Origin of the sequence: Pseudomonas sp. GXM4 (assembly GCF_008923895.1) — a bacterium.
GTDB lineage: Bacteria > Pseudomonadota > Gammaproteobacteria > Pseudomonadales > Pseudomonadaceae > Aquipseudomonas > Aquipseudomonas atacamensis.
Genome location: NZ_WBRZ01000004.1, coordinates 43,824 through 60,299, shown reverse-complemented (window position 1 = coordinate 60,299; position 16,476 = coordinate 43,824). Strand labels below are relative to the sequence as shown.

The following is a 16,476-nucleotide window of genomic DNA, read 5'->3' as shown; positions in this document are numbered from 1 at the left end:
ACCGAAGCCATGGCGATCAAACAACTGATAAAAAGCACCAGTGGCTGGCTCTACCTCAACTCGCCGGTGGGCCGTCAGCAGTTGCAGGGCGCGGGGGTGATTCTGATGCTGCATCGCGTGCTGTCCAACGACCGCGCCGCCGACCTGCCGCACCGCAATGAACTGTGCGTCGGACCGAAAGCGTTCGAGCATTTGCTGGTGTGGCTGCGCAAGCATTTCGACTGCGTGCCGCTGATGGAAATTCTCCAGCCCAACGCCCTGCGCAGCGAGCGCCCACGGGTGGCGCTGACCTTTGACGATGGCTGGCGTGACAACGCCGTCAACGCCTTCGCGCTGCTGCAGAAACACCAGGTGCCGGCGAGCATTTTCCTCTCCACTGATTTCATCGGCAGCCGCCAGCGCTTCTGGTGGGAAAGCCTCGGCGAAACCCTTTGGGGCAGCCATGGCGATAAAGCCCGCATGCACCTGATCGAATGCCTGCATGCGCGCAAGCATCCGCTGCCGGTGCTGCTTGATGACATCGATGTCGAGCGCCGCAGTCTGGCGCTGCTGCATTATCTGCAAGGGCTGAAAAGCCTGGCTCCGCAGGAACTGGAAGAGCTCACCGACGAATGCCCGAAGGACTCGCTGCCACAGGCACTGGACTGGCATCAGGTGCGGGCGATGGAAGCCTCCGGTCTGGTGCGGTTCGGCCCACACGGCGCCAGCCACGCAATCCTCACCGGTCTCGATGATGTACGCCTGAGTGAAGAAATCCGCCGCAGCCGAGAGGCCTTGAGCAACGGCTGCAATCGGCCTCTACCGGTGTATTGCTACCCCAACGGCGACAACGATGATCGCGTTCGCCAGCAGGTCGCCGATCACGATTACCCGTTTGCGCTGGGCACCGGCACCGGAATCTATCGCGGCGACGGCGATCCGCTGAACCTGCCGCGTTTCGGCGTCAGCCAGCGCACCGCGCGCCATCCGCAATTGCTGTCGTGGCGGATTTACCGGGGAGCGCGGCCATGAGCCGAGGCAACTACCTCAAGCATCTGGCGCTGAGCATGGGCACCAAACTGGCGATGATCGCCTTGCGTTTGCTGCGCAACGTGTTGCTCGCGCGTATTCTCGGCCCCAGCGAACGCGGCCTGTTCGCCCTGCTCAGCACCCTGCCGGACCTGATCAGTGCGGCCACCAGCGGCGGTCTGAATTCGGCGGTCGGTTATCAGGCGGCAAAGCAGCGGCCGATGGGTTTGTTGCTCAGCCAGGTGCTGGTGTTCGGTTGTCTGCTGGCCGGTTTGCTGACTTTGCTGGTGGTGGCGCTGGTGCGCGAATTCGGCACGCAGCTGGACGTGACCATGCAACTGGGCCTGCTCGCCTGGCTGTTGCTGCTGGCGGTGCCGTTGACCGTGTTGAAAAGCGGCCTGCTGACCCTGCACAACGCCTCAGGTGGCGTGGTCGCGTTCAACGTCTTGCGCCTGATCGAATCGCTGGCGCCGCTGTTGCTGTTCGTCGCACTGTTCTGGATGTGGCAGAGCGCGGCGCTGGAGGCAGCGCTGATCAGTTGGCTGGCCGGGATCAGTCTGGTGGTACTCGCCGGTTGGGTCTGGCTGAAGCGGGCGCAGCCATTGCAGCTGCAATGGGATCGCGCCAGCCAGAAGGAGCTGCTGCGCTACAGCGCGCGCAGCCATCCCGATCTGCTGTTCCAGCAAGTGATTCTGCGCTCCGATTACCTGTTCATCGGCGCCCTGCTCGGCAGCACCGCGCTGGGCCATTACGCCATGGCCAGCGCTGCTGCCGAATTGCTGCTGATCGTTCCCGAAGCGGTGACCACACCGCTGATGAAACGCCTGCTGCAACAGGATGAAGGCATGGACAAGGTCACTCCGCTGGCGCTGCGCCTGACCGCGACGGTGATGCTCGGCGCCTGCCTGAGTATGGCCGTGATCGGCGAATGGTTGATCGTCACCCTGTTTGGCGCTGCCTACCAGCCGGCGTACCCGGCGCTGCTGGCGTTGCTGCCGGGGCTGTTGGGCCTGTGCTACGCGAGCATTCTGCGCCTGGACTTGCTGGGCAAGAATCGCCCCGGCTCGGTGTCCTTGTTGATGGGCCTGGGCGCGCTGCTCAATCTGGCGCTGAACCTGGTGCTGATTCCGGCATACGGCATTGTCGGCGCCGCCGCCGCATCATCGATCGCCTATCTGGCAGTGACCGTAGCCATGCTGGTGCTGTATTGCCGCTTGAGCGGCGTGCCGTTCTGGCAAACCCTGATCATCCTGCCCCGCGACGTGCTGCCGATGTGGTCGATGCTGCAGAGGAAGCCCGCATGAAAGGCCTGTACCTGCTGTTCGGTCTCGGCCTGTCGTTGGACGCTTTGGCGGCGTCGATGCGCTGGGGCGAGATTCGTGACGGCAGTCTGTTTCTGCAAACCGATCAGCCTGACAGCGTGACCGTGCGCTGGACCCCGGCGTGGCAAGCGGACGCCAACGAAGAGCAGCTGTACCTGCTCGACGGTCGCGGTAAATTGCTCGGCGAACGCTTGATCAAGGCCAGCGAAACCCGCGGCAGTCAGACCTGGCCGCTGCTGCCCGGCGCGGCGAGTTATCGACTGGAAATTCCCGGCTACAGCTTCCGCCACTACCGCATCGAACACGATGCGCGCACCGTCGCCCTGTTTGCCCCGGCCAAAGTGCACTTCAGTGCCGAAAGCAAAAATGGCGACGTGCTGTATTTCAAAGTTGCAGCCGGTGAGCGCGCAGTGCTCGCCGGCAAATTCCATGGCGGTGTCACCGCGTTGCAGGCGCAGCGGATCGGCGACCACCAGGCGCTGACCCTCGCACTGAAGCCTTATCGCGCCTATTGGCAGTTCGATCAGATTGCATTGCCAGTCAGCCCCCGCGAGCAGGTCTGGCGTCTGCAACTGCAAGGCAGCGGCAAAGCGGCGTTCTGGCTCGACGGCACGGCCAATCTGTTTGCGCAGAATCCGCAGCAACTGCAACCGCTGCGTGAAGAGGTCGCAGAGGTGCGGCTGGTACTGCATGACAAAGTCCTCGGACGCACGCCGGATCTTGGCATCGCTCTGCCTTACGTGATGCCGCCAGCGGCCAGCCACGCGCTGCTCGATGCGCTGAAGCCGACGGCGGCGAGCTATTACAGTTTTGTCGACGTCACGGCGCAGAATCCGCAGTTCGAGGACGCATTCCGCCGGGTGTACCAGCAGCGTTTCGGCATCCGCAACGACATCACCTTGTTGGCCGGCAGTCAGCGTCAGGCCGATCTGCGCGCCGACGTGCAGAGCAACAGCGGCCTCGACGCCTGGCTGGCGAGCACCCGCGCCCTCGGCGGCAGCGGCACGCATTACATCGGCTTTGCCGACGAGCCCAATCTCAACTACTCCAGCTACGAGCAATATCTGGCGATTTTCACCAGCATGGCCCGTCAGGTGCGCAGCGACCCGGCCAACGCCCGCGCCGGTGTGCGTATCGCCATGCCGGCCAGCTCGCGACTGGTCAACGGCCCGTTCGCCGATAATGCGGCAGACAAGCGCGGAATCGATTGGGCACGGCGCCTGCTCAGCGAGTCAGCCGACCAGATCGATGCACTGGCCTGGCATGAATGGATGATTCGCGATCTGCTCGCCACACGCGTCTACCGCGACAGTGTGCGGCGCGCCGCCGAACTGGTCGGCCTCGACGCCAATGGTCAGCCGCGCAAGGCCTTGCTGCTCGATCAGACCAACCTGTCCAGCGGCTCCAGCCTCAGCCCCTACGATCAGGAAACCCACTACACCTCGCTGTGGTGGGCCTCAGTGGTGATCAATGCCTCGCAGGACGGTTTGCTGAGCATGCTCAACTGGTTTCAGGCCGCCGATGAGCCGCATTACCCCAAAGGCATGTTGCGCATATTGGGCGAGGATCGCTTCGAGCTGAAACCGGTCGGTCTGGCCCAGCAATTCATCGCCCGCCACTGGCTGCGGCAAGTGCTGCAACTGGATAACGACGCCTTCGAGGTGGATGTGCTGGCGATGGCCGGCGACGCGCAGCGCACGTTGCTCGGAGTGAACAAAGGGACGCGCCTGCAACGCGTCGATCTGAGCGGCGCCAGGTGCCCGCTGAACCGTGGCGCCCTGCGTTACTTCGGCGCCGACAATCGCAGCCGCGACGCACCGTTTGCCTGCGACAACGGGCGCCTGCGTTTCGAACTGCCGGGACAAACCCTGTTTGCCCTGAGCTGGAGCGCTTCATGAGCCGCCCTTCGATGCTCTGCCGCGCGGGCTTGATGCCGCGCATGGCACCCTCATCAGGAGAAGAGACCATGGATGTTTTGCAAAAACTCAGCGGACATATTCGTCGTAAAGGCCTGCGAGCGACCTTGGGCAAGATCCGCAAACTGTACATTTTTTCCCATCAGCAACTGCTATGGATGGAGCGCGACCTGGTCAGCCCGGTGCCGCCGCACCGCCTCAAACCCTATCCGCCACTGCGCGTGGTCAGGATTACGGCGGACAACGCCAGCGCTTTCGCGCGTTACTTTGGCGACCGTGTCGGCACGATGGCCGAGCTGGCCAAAGAGGGCCACACCGGGCACATGCATGTCGACGAGCAAGGCGATGCCGTAGCGTTTATCTGGGGTACGCCGCGGGATTATTTCGACCGGCATTACTACGGCTGCCGGTTCCCGGTGAAACCCGGTGAGTTCTTCGAGTTCGGTGGCGAACTGGCCCGGGCCTACTGGGGTACAGAGCTGTCGGTGGACCTGCAATTGCGCCTGTGGGAAGCCATGGCCGCCCAGGGCTGCCGCAAAGTGGTCGATGTCTGTGAGTCGACCAACATACCGGCGCTCAAGCTGCACCTGCGCATGAGCTATACCGAACAACAGCGGATCATGAATATCTACACGCTGTTCGGTCGCTGGCGCTTCTATCGCGAAACCCGCTACAGCGGTTCGCGCCTGGCAGCGCTGGGTAAAACTTCCCGTCCACCTGTCAACGCAACGGCGGCCTGAACCTATGGTGATGCGATTCGAATGGCGCACGTCCCTGTGCGCCGCCGACTTCCCGGCAACCGCGTATGAAACGCTGCGCCTGGGCGTGAGCGACCATACGCCGTTCAACAATCTCGGCTGGTTGTGCGCGGCCGAACAGGCTTTGGCCGAGGATCAGCGCCTGCACATTCTGCTCGGTTGGGAAGCCGCAGAACTGCGTCTGTGCCTGCCGCTGGTGGCCAGCCGCGAGCGCTTCGCCGGCGTGCCGTTTCGGGTCTTGCATCACTTGGGTTATCCGCTGGCCGATCGTCTGGCTTTGCTGTCACTGCTCGGCGGCGAGGACATGCACGAGGCGCTGCTGCTGATTCGCCAGCGCCTGCCCCATGCACTGTTGCAACTCAATGAGCTGTCGGAACCTGCGGGTGAAGAAAGTGCCGTCACCGCATGGATGGCGCGCAGTTCCACTGCCGAACGGCGCCTGAGCTGCCGGGTGCCGGTGCATCTGATCAGCGAAGCCGACCATCAGGAAGTCTCCGGCGACCCGCGCTACAAACTGCGCCGGGCTCGCAAACGGATCGCCGCGTGCGGTGCGCAGATCCGCCGGATCACTCCAGATGCGCTGAGCATGGCTGCCTTGTTGCAGACCATCAGCGAAGTCGAGGCGGTGAGCTGGAAAGGCGATGAAGGCGTCGGTATTTTCGCCACAGCGCGCAGCCGCCAATGGATCGAACGCGCCTTCACCGCCCTCGCCGGCCAAGGCCTGGTGCGCGTGGTGATGCTCGAGCTGAACGGCCGCTGCATCAGCTATCGCCTCGGCCTGCTCGAACAGGGCCGGCTCTACGATTACAACCTCGCCTTCCTGCCGCAATACGCCGACCTTGGCAGTGGCCGGGTGTTGCTGGAGGAATGGATTCGCTGGGGCCTGGATGAGCACTGGCACTGGATCGATGCCTCGCGGGTCAGCCTGGAAAACTCCAGCCATCAACTGCACGAACGCATGACCGGGCAGCTGGAACACTGGCGCTGGAGTTTCTATTCGTGGCGCCCAAGTGGGCTGGCATTGGGTCTGGCGCTGCGCATCTGGTATCGCTGCAAGCCCGCCGTGCAACAGTGGCGGGCCCGCCGTGCAAACAAAAAACCTGCAGCGCTGGTGCAACCTGTCGCAATCACTCCGGAGGGCGGCCATGCCTCGCCAAGTCATAGTCAACGCTGATGACTTCGGTCTCAGCGCCAACGAAAACGCAGTGATCTTCGCTGCCTTCCAGGCCGGCCTGATCAGCTCAGCCACGTCCATGGCCAACATGCCGGCGTTTGAAGCCGCCTGCACCATGGCTCGCCATCCGGCGCTGCAAGGGCGGATCGGCCTGCACTTCAACCTGACCTACGGACGCCCGCTGAGCCAGGCGATCCTGGGGCGGCGGACCTTCTGCGATGGCAACGGCGTGTTCGACCTCAACCTGCCCCGCCACAGCCTGTGGCTGGGCCGCGCAGACCGTGACGCGGTGCGCGCCGAGTTGCAGGCGCAATGGCAACGCTGCGTTGATCACGACATGCGCCCGAGCCATATCGACTCGCACCAGCACGTACACAACATCTGGCCGATCGGCGAAATCGTCGCGAAGTTTGCCGCCGAGCAAGGCGTACCGATCCGGCTGGCGCGCAACCTCGGGCTCAACCTCACGCTGCCCAAGCGCCTATTCAAGGGTTTGCTCAATGGCCGTTTGCAGAGCCTGGCGCGGGTCACCGCCGACTACGTCTGCACCCCGGTCGACGTGCGCAATGCCAGCGTCCCCAGCGACGGCGTGCTGGAAATCGTCGCCCACCCGACCCGCCTCGGCGTCGATTTCGGTGATGCCTATCTCGACTCCGGCGAGTCGTTGAGCGAGGTACTCGAACAGGGTTTGAGGGGCGTCGCGCGAGTCTCGTATGCCGACCTCAGCCGAGAAGAAACACAGGGTGCCACGGCGCTCGAATGAATCACCGCTGTAACGACACTCACCACAACATCCGGGCCAAGACCCTGGAGGGGCATCATGAGCATCATCACCAAAGTGCAAGATCGCATCAGACACAAAGGCCTGAGCCGCACCGTCGGGACGTTGTGGAAACGCTACGTGTTCTTCCACTGGGAACTGCTGTGGATGGAGCGCGACCTGGTCAGCCCGGTGCCGCCGCACAAACTGCGCCCGTATGAAGGTCTGCGCAAAGTCGACATCACCGCGCAGAATGCCGTGGCGTTCAGCAAACACTTCGGCGACCGTGTCGGCACCATGGCGGAACTGGCTGCCGAAGGCCACACCGGGCACATGTACCTGGACGCCGATGGCCACGCCGTGGGCTTTATCTGGGGCAGCATTCGCGACTACCACGACCGCCACTATTACGGCTGCACTTTCCCGGTCAAACCCGGCGAGTTCTTCGAATTCGGCGGCGAAATGATCCGCGCCTACTTTGGCAGCAGTCTGTCGGTGGACGTGCAGGTCGCACTGTGGCAAGCGATGGCGGCGCAGGGTTGCACCAAGGTGGTCGACGTCTGTGAAACCCATAACATCCCGGCGCTGAAACTGCATATCCGCATGGGTTATCAGGAACAGGGCCGGGTGACCCACGTCTACTGCCTGTTCGGCCGCTGGAAATTCTTCCGCGAAACCCGCTATGAAGGGTCACGCCTGGATCCGCTGCGCAAACCGGGCCGGCCGGTGGTGAGTGCCGCGGCGCAGGCTTGATCCGGTCTTGTGAAATGTGGCGGTAGCAAGGCCGCCATCGCGAGCAGGCTCGCTCCGACATTGGAATGCAATTCCCTGTGGGAGCGAGCCTGCTCGCGATGAGGCCAGTAGCTGCACCCGCAGCTCTCACAAGCGATTGGCTGGTTGCCTACAAACTGTGACGACACTTCCAACATTCGGAAAAGACTTGGCCGACTGTTTATCTTTATCCACTTGGATAGAGTCAAGCACGACATCGGGCGCGACAAATCCTCACAAAGCGCAGACATCCGACGCGCACAAAAAATGGCAAAGGAGGTTTAACCATGAGCCAGACTTTGACGAATTTCGACATGGTCGCGCTGCTCGACAGTGATGAAGCCATCAGTGAGTATCTGTCACAGGTGCTTGCAGACGGAGACAGCGAAGAATTCCTTCGCGCAATCGGCTACGTGTTAAAGGCGCGAGGAATGACGCAGATCGCCAAGGATTCAGGCATGGGTCGTGAAAGTTTGTACAAGGCTTTTGCTCCCGGAGCGAAGCCGCGCTTTGACACAGTGTTGAAGGTGATTCATGCGTTGGGCATTGATCTTTATGCGCAGCCGGGGCACGTACTCAATCGCGCCGTTACCTGAATTTTGTAGCGGTCGCAAGGCCGCCATCGCGAGCAGCCTCGCTCCTACACTGGATAGTCGCCGTACGCGAAACCAATGTGGGAGCGAGCCTGCTCGCGAAGAGGCCAGCCGTCGCAAAAAAGGTTCTCAGGCCTTGCTCGCCACCAGGCTAAAGCACATCGGCAGCTGCGCCTGCTGGTTCAGGTAGCAGTCATACACCTCTTCCCGATTCGAATGCGCATATTCCTGAAAATCCACAATGCTCAGCCCCGCTCCAATGGCGCCGCTGAAGATCGCGCCCAGCGTATGCACGAACCAGTACGACTTTGCCGCCGGCTGCTCGACTTTACCTACGTAAACGATCGGCTCTTGCTGCACAAACGGCTCGACACGGAAATACGAGCTGGCGAGGCGGTAGGGATCTTCAGCCTGCGGATCAACCATCTCCAGAAACGGATGGGTTTCGTAGATCACCAGTTTGCCGCCCGGCTTGAGCACCTGCGCGACATGACGGAAGAATTCGCCGATGTCAGGCATCCAGTTGAGTACCCCGATGGTGATCAGGGCTACGTCGAAGCGGTTATGCAGCGATGCGGGCAGATGGTGGATGTCGCTCTCGACGAATTCGGCAGTATGCGGCGAGCGGCTGTTGAGCTCGCGGGCCTGCTCAAGAAACGCTGCCGATTGATCGACGCCGACGACACTGCGCGCACCCAGCGCAAACAGCGACAGGCTTTCCCGACCGTTATTGCAGCCCAGTTGAATCACGTCTTTGCCGTCGACGTCCAGCAAGCCGCGCAAAGTGTCATCAAGGCAGCAAAACTCTGCCTGCGCGACATCGCTGAGCAATGCCTGCCAGTCCGGTGAGTCCTGATGATGACGGGCGGAATCGTTCCACGCCTGTCGATTGCTTTCGATGGCGGTTTTGGGGGTGGGCACTTCCATGGCGCTGCTCCGGGTGATGCTCGTGATTGAGCGGCGTGAGTCTAGAACAGACCCGGAGTTGGGGTTGTTGCGATGTTGTAAGCGCGATTCTGGCGATGAATTATCGTTCTTCGCGAGTGTGCCAAAGGCGCAGCAGGTAGATAGTCGAATCGACAATTTCGTAGCGCATTTCGTAGTGCCCGACCAGAACCCTTCGAACATCTCGCGGTTCAAATTCTTCCAGACGTTCACCCAAGCGCGGATTGGCTAGCAGCATTATCGGAGCGGCGGTCAGCTGTTGCACAGTGCGCGCAGCGGCAGGTTGATTAACTGCTGCCAAAAACTCATAAAGCCTGGTCAGGTCGGAAAGCCCTTTGCTGGTCCACTTCAACTCCATATCAAAGTGGAGCCTTGAGAGGCGTATCGGAACTCAAGCTGTCCGCCCATGCCTGCACTGATTGATGATCGATAACGCGCCCGGCGTCCACATCAGCCAAGGCTTCGCGCGTCAAACGGCTGCGCTCTTCCTCTTGATCAATCCAGGCGCTCAGGGCCTGTTTCACAATCCAGTTACGCGAGCGTTCCAGACGCTCAGCCATCAGATCGACCTTTTCGGCCAATTGCACGGGTACATGGGCAGTCACGGATCGGGTTTTCATTGGCGCGGCCATGTCAGTTGACTCCTTGAGATTGCGGGCAGCGGGGGTTCACCGTTGATCAGAGTAATCCTGCCCCCTTGTGTTCGCTCAGCTTTGATACAAATTGAATCAAAGTTAATCATAACTGCCCATGCACCGCTATTTGGCCCGACAGAACGCGATACTCGACGGTAAATAAAATCAAAGATTCACATGACTCTGGTTAAGCCGCTCACGCAAAAACTCCACCAGCGCCTGCACCGGCCGCGAAGCCTGGCGATGCTGCGGATAAACCGCCGACAGGGTCAGTGGCTCCGGGCGTAAATCATCCAGCACTGGCACCAGCCGCCCGTCCTTCAGCGCCGCGCCGACGATGAAGGTCGGCAGATAAGTAATTCCCATCCCCTGCACCGCGGCGTCCCGCAGCAGTTCGCCGTTGTTGACGCGCATGCGCCCGGTGACGTTGATCAGCAGCGGTTTGCCCGGAGCTTCGTTGAAGCGCCATTGCACCGAGCGACCGTGGCCGTAAGGCAGGCAATCGTGGCTGTGCAGGTCTTCGGGTCTGAGTGGTGTGCCGCGTTCGGCGAGGTAGGCCGGGCTGGCACAGTAGACCCGTTCGATGCTGGCGATGCGCCGGGCGATCAGTGTCGAGTCTTCCAGCACGCCGATGCGCAGGGCCAGGTCGTAACCTTCGCCGAGCAGGTCGACCGGGCGATCGCTTAAATCGACCTCGACGGTGACTTCGCGATAACGCTGCAGGAACAACGGCAGCAGACAACCCAGATGCGCCACCGCGAACGACAGCGGCGCGCTGAGGCGAATCGTGCCGCGCGGCTCGGCGGTTTCGCCGGCGATGCCCTGCTCGACCTGCTCGACTTCTCCGAGCAAACGCAACGCCGATTCGTAATAGCTCTGCCCCAGGGGGGTGACGTCGAGGCGGCGGGTCGAGCGGTTCAACAAGCGCACACCGAGGCGCTCTTCCAGTTGCATCAAACGGCGGCTGACGAACTGCTTGGACAGCCCCAACTGATCGGCCGCAGCGGTGAAGCTGCCGGAGTCCATGACCTGGCAAAAAATACGCATGTCTTCGAACGGGTTCATTGTCACTCTCTGGTGGACAGTTAAACGCTTTATAGCCGCTTTTTCGCTTTTCAGCAGCCCATTAATCTGTGCTCACGGTTTGAAAACAACCCTGAACACAAAGAGCTGCCGAAGGCAGCCATCTGATCGTTGGGACGCGGAGCGTCCCCGGCTGCATTCCCACGCAGAGCGTGGGAACGATCAGAAAATCAAAATCATTCAAAAGGATTTCCACCATGAACATCGTCAAGAAAACCCTCGCCGCGTCGCTCCTCGCCCTCTCCGTCAGCAGCGCTTTCGCCGCTGGCAGCCCTGGCGTCGAACACAACACCCAAGCGTTCCTCGATGCCCTCGCCGCTGGCGGCGGTCGTCCGCTGGAGCAACTGAGCCCGAAAGACGCCCGTGCGGTGCTGACCGGTGCGCAGGCTTCGGTGAAGGTTGATCTGTCCGGTGTGGAAGTCAGCGACAAGGCGATCAAGGTCGATGGCCAGACCCTCAACCTGAAAGTGGTGCGCCCGGCCAAGGTGAAAGGCGAGTTGCCGGCGTTCATGTTCTTCCACGGTGGCGGCTGGGTACTGGGTGACTTCCCGACGCACCAGCGCCTGATTCGTGATCTGGTGGTCGGCTCTGGCGCCGTTGCGGTGTATGTCGATTACACGCCATCGCCGGAAGCGCAGTACCCGACGGCGATCAATCAGGCTTACGCTGCGACGAAATGGGTGGCCGAGCACGGCAAGGACATCGGTGTCGATGGCAAGCGTCTGGCGGTGGCCGGCAACAGCGTCGGCGGCAACATGGCGGCGGTCGTGGCGTTGATGGCCAAGGAGCAGAAAACCCCTGCCCTGCGCTTCCAGCTGTTGATGTGGCCGGTGACCAATGCGCAGTTCGACGACGGTTCGTACCAGCAATTTGCCGAGGGCCATTTCCTCACCAAGGGCATGATGCAGTGGTTCTGGGACAACTACACCACCAACCCGGCCGAGCGTGCGCAGATCCATGCCTCGCCGCTCAACGCCAGCAGCGAACAGCTCAAGGGCCTGCCCGCTGCGCTGGTGCAGACCGCCGAGTTCGACGTGCTGCGTGATGAAGGTGAAGGTTATGCGCGGCATCTGGATGCGGCCGGCGTGCCGGTGACCTCGGTGCGTTACAACGGGATGATTCATGACTTTGGTCTGCTCAATCCGCTGAGCCAGATTCCGGAGGTGAAAGCGGCGGTGCGTCAGGCGGCGGCTGAACTGAAGACTCATTTGAATCCATAAAAGCAAAAGATCGCAACCTGCGGCAGCGCCTACCCTGGAATACGATTCCCTGTAGGAACTGCCGCAGGCTGCGATCTTTTTTCTCACCAGCGTCGCGGAGTACCGGTCATGACTCTTTTCTACGCCCACCTGCTGTCCTGGAGCGCCGTCCTGCTCCTGCTCGACGCCGCACTCTGCCACTTCTCGCCCTTCAGCCACCGCGCGCCGCGAGTCGGCGTGCGTCTGGCGCTGTTTCTGGCGTTCAGCGCGCTGGTGATCAATGCCGGTGTCAGCCCGTTGCAGGCTCCGCTGTTCGCTGATGATCGCGTGGCACAACTGGGGGCGACCGCGCTGGGGATTCTCTGGTGGTTGTACGCAGCACGGGTGCTGACCGAAGTGATCGGCCTGGCGCTGATGCGCCGCATCGGTCACAGCGGACGCTTGCTGCAGGATGTCATCGGCGCGCTGGTGTTTCTGGTCGCCATTGTTGCGGCAGCCGGTTACGTGCTGGAGCTGCCGGTCAAAGGTCTGCTGGCCACTTCCGGGGTAGTCGCCATCGTGGTCGGTCTGGCGCTGCAAAGCACCCTCGCCGACGTGTTTTCCGGCATCGTCCTCAACACCACCAAGCCGTATCAAGTGGACGATCTGGTGATGATCGACGGCGTCGAAGGCAAGGTCTTCGATATCGACTGGCGCGCCACGCACCTGCTGACCAGCGCCGGCACCATGGCCGTCGTACCGAACTCGGTGGCGGCCAAGGCAAAGATCGTCAACCTCAGCCGGCCGAACAACATGCACGGCGTCTCGATCAGTATCAAGGTGCCGAACCACATTCGTCCGCGGCGGGTATTGGATGCCCTTGATCGCACCTTGCAGGGCAGCAGTTCTCTGCTGCTCAGCCCGGCGCCGAAAGCCGTGCTCAAAGAGGCCGGCGAAACCATGTCGGAATACGTTGCCAGCGGTTTCATCGCCGAGCTGGGCAAGAAGAGCGAAGTGCGCAATCAACTGTTCGACCTCGCCCACCGCCATCTCGAAGCGGCGGGTATTTCCCGGCATCCCGACGGCGTGATCGAACCGTCGAGCCGTGCTCGTGCATTGCTGGATGAGGTGAAGATTTTCCGTTCGCTGAGCAGTGAAGAGCGCGATCGCCTCGCTGAGTCGATGGTCGCGCAGCAGTACACGGCGGGTCAGGTGGTGCTGGATCTGGACGAGGTGCCGGACAGTCTGTTCGTGATCGCCACGGGCGTGGTCAGCGCGACGGTGCCGGACGGCAATGGCCAGACCGAGGCCGGGCGCATGGGGCCGAGCGAGGTCATGGGCGAACAGAGCATTCTTGCCGATACACCGTCGCAGGCGACGTTCACAGCACTGACGTCGAGCATCATTTATCGTCTCGACAAACAGTTGACCCGTGAGTGCATGGACAAGCGCAGCGAAGTCGGCCGGGCCTTGAACAAGTTGCAGGCGGTGCGTCAGCAGAACAGTCGCCTCGCGTTGATGGCCAAACCGGTGGCGGTGAAAAAAGGTGGTTTCTTGGGTTGGTTGCAAAAACGCTGATCTGAAACTTTGAAGATCAAAAGCTCACCCCCTCACCCCAGCCCTCTCCCCCTAAGGGGGCGAGGGTGAAAGGGAGCCGATCTCCATGCGTTTCAAGAGCGGAGCTCGGCTCGGTATTGCAGGTCGATGCAACTCTAGCAAACAACGCGGTCAGTCCCCTCTCCCTCCGGGAGAGGGCTAGGGTGAGGGGCTTTTGACTTTCGACCAGATTACTTGGCAGTGAACTTGGTGTAGCTGTTGATCAGGTTGCGATAGTTAGGCAGACGCTCGGACAGCAGATGCGCCAGGCCTTCCATGTCGTTGCGCCAGTCGCCCTGCAGCTCGCAGGCCACAGCGAACCAGTTCATCAGGTGTGCACCGGCGGCCGACATCCGCGCCCACGCTGCTTGTTGCACGGTGGTGTTGAAGGTACCCGACGAGTCGGTGACGACGAACACTTCGAAGCCTTCAGCGATCGCCGACAGGGTCGGGAAAGCTACGCAAACGTCGGTCACGACACCGGCGATGATCAGTTGCTTGCGGCCGGTGGCCTTGATCGCTTTGACGAAGTCTTCGTTGTCCCAGGCGTTGATCTGGCCTGGACGCTGGATGAAAGGCGCGTCAGGGAATTGCTCGAGCAGTTCCGGCACGATCGGGCCGTTGGGGCCTGCGTCGAAGCTGGTGGTCAGAATGGTCGGCAGCTTGAAGAACTTGGCGATGTCGCCCAGTGCCAGAACGTTGTTCTTGAACTCGTTTGGCGAGAAATCCTGCACCAGCGAGATCAGACCGGTCTGGTGATCGACCAGCAGGACGACGGCATCATCTTTGTTCAGACGCTTGTAAGGAACGCTCATGGCAAAACTCCTGGATGGATGGTTGTTACGGGAAGCGCCGGCCCTGATGACCGGCGCTTTTTTCAAACTCAGAACGCGAAGCAGGAACAGCCGAACGCGCCCCAGAAACCGGCGAAATCGCTGACCGGCGCATTCGACATCCGCGCTTTTTCATGGCTATGGGTGTGCACGGCGCATGGCCCGCTGCACTGGTGAACCTGCGCTTGCAACGGCGAGTTCGGGCGCCAGTGGCCCGGGACTTTGACTACCGGCGACCAGTCCGGCAGCACCGGAATCGAGCGCGGGCCGAGGTCTTCGAAGTCGCCGGCGGCGTAGACAATCTTGCCGCCGACCACGGTCATCACCGACTCGATCCACTTGATCGCTTCTTCTTCAACGCTGAAGAAGTCCGCGCTCAGTGCAGCGAGGTCTGCCAGTTGGCCGACACGGATCTGGCCTTTTTTGCCCTGCTCCGAGGAGAACCAGGCGCTGCCGTGGGTGAACAGTTCCAGCGCGGTGCTGCGTGGCAAGCCTTCTTCGTAGAGGGCCAGACCGCCAACGGTGCGGCCGCTGACCATCCAGTACAGCGAGGTCCACGGGTTGTAGCTGGACACGCGCGTGGCGTCGGTACCAGCGCCGACCGGTACACCTTCGGCGAGCATGCGCTTGATCGGTGGCGTGGCTTCGGCGGCTTGTTTGCCGTAGCGATCGACGAAGTATTCACCCTGGAACGCCATGCGATCCTGAATCGCGATGCCGCCGCCCAGCGCTTTCACGCGCTCGATGTTTTGCGGAGTGATGGTTTCAGCGTGGTCGAAGAACCACGGTAGACCGTTGAACGGAATGTCGCGGTTGACCTTCTCGAACACATCGAGCATACGGCTGATCGATTCGTTGTACGTGGCGTGCAGACGGAACGGCCAGCGCTGCTCAACGAGGTGGCGCACCACCGGTTCCAGTTCCTGTTCCATGGTCTGCGGCAGGTCCGGGCGCGGTTCGAGGAAGTCTTCGAAGTCGGCGGCGGAGAACACCAGCATTTCGCCGGCGCCGTTGTGGCGCAGGTAGTCGTCGCCCTGATGCAACTTGACGCTGCCGGTCCAGTTCTGAAAATCGGTCAGCTCTTCTTTCGGCTTCTGGGTGAACAGGTTGTAGGCGATGCGTACGGTCAACTGATCGTCTTTGGCCAGTTGCTCGATCACCTGGTAATCGTCCGGATAGTTCTGGAAACCACCACCGGCGTCGATCGCACTGGTCAGGCCGAGACGATTGAGTTCACGCATGAACTGGCGGGTCGAGTTGACCTGGTATTCCAGTGGCAGCTTCGGCCCCTTGGCCAGTGTGGAGTAGAGAATCATCGCGTTCGGCCGCGCGACCAGCATGCCGGTCGGGTTGCCGTTGCTGTCGCGCACGATCTCGCCGCCCGGCGGGTTCGGCGTGTCGCGGGTGTAACCGGCCACGCGCAGGGCGGCGCGGTTGAGCAGCGCACGGTCGTAGAGGTGCAGGATGAACACCGGAGTATCCGGCGCGGCCTGGTTGATTTCTTCCAGGGTCGGCATGCGTTTTTCGGCGAACTGGAATTCGTTCCAGCCACCGACTACGCGCACCCATTGCGGGGTTGGCGTGCGATCAGCCTGGTCCTTGAGCATGCGCAGCGCGTCGGCGAGCGATGGCACGCCTTCCCAGCGCAGTTCGAGGTTGTAGTTCAGACCGCCGCGAATCAGGTGCAAGTGCGAGTCGTTGAGGCCAGGGATGACGCAGCGGCCCTTCATGTCGACCACTTGTGTGGCGCTGCCTTTGAGGGCCATGGCCTCGGCATCGTTACCGACGGCAACGAAGCGACCGTCCTTGATCGCCACCGCACTGGCCAGTGGTTTTTCCCGGTCTACGGTATGAAACTGGCCATTGAATAAAATCAGATCGGCGCTCATCGCAGTTCCTCAAGC

Annotated in this window: 16 protein-coding genes; 10 read left to right on the top strand and 6 right to left on the bottom strand. The window is 61.6% G+C overall.

Annotated features, from left to right (window positions below; translation table 11 throughout):
* The first annotated feature begins 9 nt into the window (after positions 1-9).
* The 8 genes from F8N49_RS01695 (at position 10) to F8N49_RS01660 (ending at position 8,305) form a co-directional block, all read left to right on the top strand.
* Positions 10-1,011: a polysaccharide deacetylase family protein gene (locus F8N49_RS01695; protein WP_122747233.1), complete on the top strand. Its 1,002-nt coding sequence runs from the start codon at positions 10-12 to the stop codon at positions 1,009-1,011.
* The gene (locus F8N49_RS01690) at positions 1,008-2,312 is read left to right on the top strand and encodes an oligosaccharide flippase family protein (protein ID WP_071171764.1); all 1,305 of its coding nucleotides are present in this window, start codon (positions 1,008-1,010) and stop codon (positions 2,310-2,312) included. Before F8N49_RS01695 ends, F8N49_RS01690 begins: the two co-directional genes overlap by 4 nt.
* Positions 2,309-4,228, top strand: coding sequence for a hypothetical protein (locus tag F8N49_RS01685; protein ID WP_151550672.1), 1,920 nt, complete (start codon positions 2,309-2,311; stop codon positions 4,226-4,228). The genes F8N49_RS01690 and F8N49_RS01685 overlap by 4 nt, the downstream gene beginning before the upstream one ends.
* Before the next feature lie 68 nt (positions 4,229-4,296).
* The gene (locus F8N49_RS01680; RefSeq protein WP_064363960.1) at positions 4,297-4,986 is read left to right on the top strand and encodes a hypothetical protein; all 690 of its coding nucleotides are present in this window, start codon (positions 4,297-4,299) and stop codon (positions 4,984-4,986) included.
* 4 nt (positions 4,987-4,990) lie between these two features.
* Positions 4,991-6,178 (top strand): GNAT family N-acetyltransferase, encoded by a 1,188-nt coding sequence (locus tag F8N49_RS01675; RefSeq protein WP_122747231.1) that lies wholly within the window; start codon positions 4,991-4,993, stop codon positions 6,176-6,178.
* Positions 6,150-6,941, top strand: a complete 792-nt coding sequence (locus F8N49_RS01670; RefSeq protein WP_071171761.1) for a carbohydrate deacetylase — start codon at positions 6,150-6,152, stop codon at positions 6,939-6,941. The genes F8N49_RS01675 and F8N49_RS01670 overlap by 29 nt, the downstream gene beginning before the upstream one ends.
* Positions 6,942-6,998: 57 nt before the next feature.
* A complete protein-coding gene (locus F8N49_RS01665) occupies positions 6,999-7,691 on the top strand; it encodes a GNAT family N-acetyltransferase (protein ID WP_071171760.1) in 693 nt (230 codons plus the stop codon).
* Between the two features lie 305 nt (positions 7,692-7,996).
* Positions 7,997-8,305 carry an addiction module antidote protein gene (locus tag F8N49_RS01660; protein WP_071171759.1) on the top strand — a complete coding sequence of 103 codons (309 nt, stop codon included), beginning with the start codon at positions 7,997-7,999 and terminating at the stop codon, positions 8,303-8,305.
* A gap of 126 nt (positions 8,306-8,431) precedes the next feature.
* On the opposite strand, the gene F8N49_RS01655 is transcribed toward F8N49_RS01660, so the two are convergent.
* From F8N49_RS01655 to F8N49_RS01640, 4 genes are all read right to left on the bottom strand, one after another.
* Entirely contained in the window at positions 8,432-9,229 is a 798-nt protein-coding gene (locus tag F8N49_RS01655) for a class I SAM-dependent methyltransferase (RefSeq protein ID WP_151550671.1), read from the bottom strand.
* 100 nt (positions 9,230-9,329) lie between these two features.
* Entirely contained in the window at positions 9,330-9,605 is a 276-nt protein-coding gene (locus F8N49_RS01650; RefSeq protein WP_071171757.1) for a type II toxin-antitoxin system RelE/ParE family toxin, read from the bottom strand.
* 1 nt (position 9,606) lies between these two features.
* A complete protein-coding gene (locus tag F8N49_RS01645) occupies positions 9,607-9,879 on the bottom strand; it encodes a CopG family ribbon-helix-helix protein (RefSeq protein WP_041478584.1) in 273 nt (90 codons plus the stop codon).
* A gap of 168 nt (positions 9,880-10,047) precedes the next feature.
* Positions 10,048-10,947 (bottom strand): LysR family transcriptional regulator, encoded by a 900-nt coding sequence (locus tag F8N49_RS01640; RefSeq protein WP_130886907.1) that lies wholly within the window; start codon positions 10,945-10,947, stop codon positions 10,048-10,050.
* 215 nt (positions 10,948-11,162) lie between these two features.
* On the opposite strand from F8N49_RS01640, the gene F8N49_RS01635 reads away from it, so the two are divergent.
* Together F8N49_RS01635 and F8N49_RS01630 are read left to right on the top strand one after the other, a co-directional pair.
* The gene (locus F8N49_RS01635) at positions 11,163-12,185 is read left to right on the top strand and encodes an alpha/beta hydrolase (protein WP_073474278.1); all 1,023 of its coding nucleotides are present in this window, start codon (positions 11,163-11,165) and stop codon (positions 12,183-12,185) included.
* Positions 12,186-12,293: 108 nt separating this feature from the next.
* Positions 12,294-13,721, top strand: coding sequence for a mechanosensitive ion channel family protein (locus F8N49_RS01630; protein ID WP_151550670.1), 1,428 nt, complete (start codon positions 12,294-12,296; stop codon positions 13,719-13,721).
* Between the two features lie 209 nt (positions 13,722-13,930).
* On the opposite strand, the gene ycaC is transcribed toward F8N49_RS01630, so the two are convergent.
* Together ycaC and F8N49_RS01620 are read right to left on the bottom strand one after the other, a co-directional pair.
* Entirely contained in the window at positions 13,931-14,554 is a 624-nt protein-coding gene (ycaC, locus tag F8N49_RS01625; RefSeq protein WP_016774080.1) for an isochorismate family cysteine hydrolase YcaC, read from the bottom strand.
* A 68-nt stretch (positions 14,555-14,622) separates the two neighbouring features.
* Positions 14,623-16,461: an amidohydrolase gene (locus tag F8N49_RS01620; RefSeq protein ID WP_042609477.1), complete on the bottom strand. Its 1,839-nt coding sequence runs from the start codon at positions 16,459-16,461 to the stop codon at positions 14,623-14,625.
* Positions 16,462-16,476 lie beyond the last annotated feature (15 nt).